This is a genomic window from Azospirillum sp. UFLA03-27 (genome assembly GCF_059803775.1).
Genome location: NZ_JAUQTX010000454.1, coordinates 1 through 2323, shown reverse-complemented (window position 1 = coordinate 2323; position 2323 = coordinate 1). Strand labels below are relative to the sequence as shown.

The 2323-nt window shown below is 64.8% G+C and carries 3 protein-coding genes; 1 reads left to right on the top strand and 2 read right to left on the bottom strand.

The genetic code is table 11. The features are described 5' to 3' along the window. The coding region (gene glpD, locus Q4I23_RS32220) for a glycerol-3-phosphate dehydrogenase (protein WP_498528940.1) at positions 1-754 on the bottom strand (754 nt) is incomplete at its 3' end. 211 nt (positions 755-965) lie between these two features. Between glpD and Q4I23_RS32215 the strand changes: the two genes are divergently transcribed. Further along, complete coding sequence (locus tag Q4I23_RS32215) at positions 966-1571, top strand: DedA family protein (RefSeq protein WP_454016496.1); 606 nt, start codon at positions 966-968, stop codon at positions 1569-1571. A 39-nt stretch (positions 1572-1610) separates the two neighbouring features. Here the strand turns inward: Q4I23_RS32215 and Q4I23_RS32210 are convergent, their stop codons facing one another. Next, the gene (locus Q4I23_RS32210) at positions 1611-1814 is read right to left on the bottom strand and encodes a DUF3008 family protein (RefSeq protein ID WP_237907678.1); all 204 of its coding nucleotides are present in this window, start codon (positions 1812-1814) and stop codon (positions 1611-1613) included. Positions 1815-2323: the final 509 nt, after the last annotated feature.

Genomic DNA, 2323 nt, shown 5'->3' with positions numbered 1-2323 from the left:
AGATGTAGCAACGATCGTGGTCGAACAGCTTCGGCACCACGATGTGCGAGCCTTGGACCAGACGGATGCGCGCGTCCACCGTGGAGCGCGCCCCCTGCCGCATCACCTCCGACACCCAGGGGCCGGCGGCGTTGACCAGGGCGCGGGCGCGGATGCTGCTGCGCTGGCCGCTGCGCGTGTCCTCCACCGTCACGGTCCACAGCCCGTCCTCGCGGACGGCGCTCAGGAAACGGGTGCGGGTGTGGATCGTCGCGCCCATGCGGGCGGCGTCCTGCGCGTTCAGGACCACCAGACGCGCGTCGTCGACCCAGCAATCCGAATATTCGAAAGCGCGTGCGAAACCCGGTTTCAGCGGCTTCCCAGTCGGATCGCTGCGCAGATCGAACCCGCGCGTGCCCGGCAGCTTCTCCCGGCCGCCGAGATGATCGTAGAGGAACAGGCCGAGCCGCAGGAACCAGGAGGGCCGCAGGCCGGGCAGATGGGGCAGGACGAAACGCAGCGGCCAGATGATGTGCGGCGCCATGCGCCACAGCACCTCGCGCTCGCGCAGCGCCTCGCGGACCAGCCGGAACTCGTAATATTCCAGGTAGCGCAGGCCGCCGTGGATCAGCTTGGTCGAGGCCGAGGACGTGCCCGACGCCAGATCCTTCTGTTCGCACAGATAGACGGAGCAGCCCCGCCCCGCGGCATCGCGCGCGATGCCACAGCCGTTGATGCCGCCGCCGACGATGGCAAGGTCGTAGACCCCGGCCATCCATCCCTCCTCTCCGCTGTGCGCCCGCCCCTTGCGGTCTGCGCCTTCGTTTTCGTTTCAAACGGTAGCCGAGGGTTCGGCAGGCTGCAATACGAAAAAAGTGAAAGCAATACGAAAGGCCATGGCACCGTCACCCCTCCCTCGTTGGGGGAGCCGGTGAACTCCGGCGCCACCGGCGGGTTTATCCAGGCAACCGGAACCGGAGGACCGCGTGTTCGAGTGGATCACTGACTTGGTCGAAAGCGGCGGCTACGCCGGCATCGCGCTTCTGATGCTGCTGGAAAACGTCTTTCCGCCCATCCCATCGGAACTCATCATGCCGCTGGCCGGCTTCGTCGCCGCCCGTGGGGACCTCAGCCTGCCGCTGGTGGTTCTGGCTGGCACCGTGGGTTCTGTGGCGGGCGCGCTGTTCTGGTACTACGCCGGACTGTGGCTGGGCAGCGAGCGGCTGAAGCGGCTGGCCGCCCGGCATGGCCGCTGGCTGACGGTGGCGCCCGCGCAGGTTGACGAGGCGACGGGCTGGTTCCGCCGGCACAGCGGGGCGTCGGTGCTGATCGGGCGCCTGATCCCGGCGGTGCGCACGCTGATCTCTGTTCCCGCGGGGATCGCCGGGATGGGTCTGGCCCGCTTCATGGCCTATTCGAGCATCGGAACGGCGCTGTGGTCGCTGGTTCTCGCCGGTGCGGGTTATTTGCTGGAGGGCCAGTACGACAAGGTGTCGGGATGGATGGACCCGGTGGCCAAGCTGGTCATCGCCGCCATCGCCGCCTGGTACGCCTACCGCGTCGCCACCTTCCGTCCGCAGGAACAGAACTGACGGGGTCACCCCCGTCAGTTCCGCAGAAACAGCCTGACATCAATCCTTTGCGTCATCCTTTGAACTGCGGGCGGGCAGATCCTTGCGCTTTGCGGAGGCCATCTCCCGCAGTTCTTTCTCGCTCATCGACTTGGCCATTTCCTTCGACGCCCCGCGCAGGCTGGATTCCGGCTGCTCCCCACGCTTGGCGGCCAGCGCCGCACCCGCAGCCATCTGCTGCTTCTTGGACTCCGCCTTGCTCATCCGATCCCTCCCCCGTGATGTGAACGCTCCTTCCATCAACAGGATCAGAGCGGATTCCGCTCTTGCGGGCCGACGCTGCAACCTTTGATCAACCCGCCGCATCCCATCCCCCTCGCCGTGACGGAAGCTATGTCCGTCGGAACCCAATAACCACACACGGGTGTGCGCGGATTCATTCCATATCCGTAATGCGGCTTTCCCGATTGTCAGAATCTCTCTGAGTTGTATCATTCGTTGACAATCCTCCTTTAGGACGTATTGTCGGCGACCTAATCCCTTTTTGGGACGCATATGACGTTTTTGTAAAAATTCGTCGCGAATTTTCCCGTCGGATCATTGCAACGCCGAGGGATTTGTGGGGACTTCGATGCCCGACACCACGCCGCACCTCCCCAACGACCGCCTTCATCTGTCCAACAGTTTCGGACCGGTCAAAATCTGGCCCGATCTTCGTCTGCACGAAGGATTCGAACGGCTTGCCGAGCGGCATCCCACCGCTCCGGCGGTGG

Excerpts from the sequence above, each read along its gene's own strand:
- Q4I23_RS32210 (WP_237907678.1), bottom strand. The coding sequence starts at position 1,814 with ATGAGCAAGGCGGAGTCCAAGAAGCAGCAGATGGCTGCGGGTGCGGCG.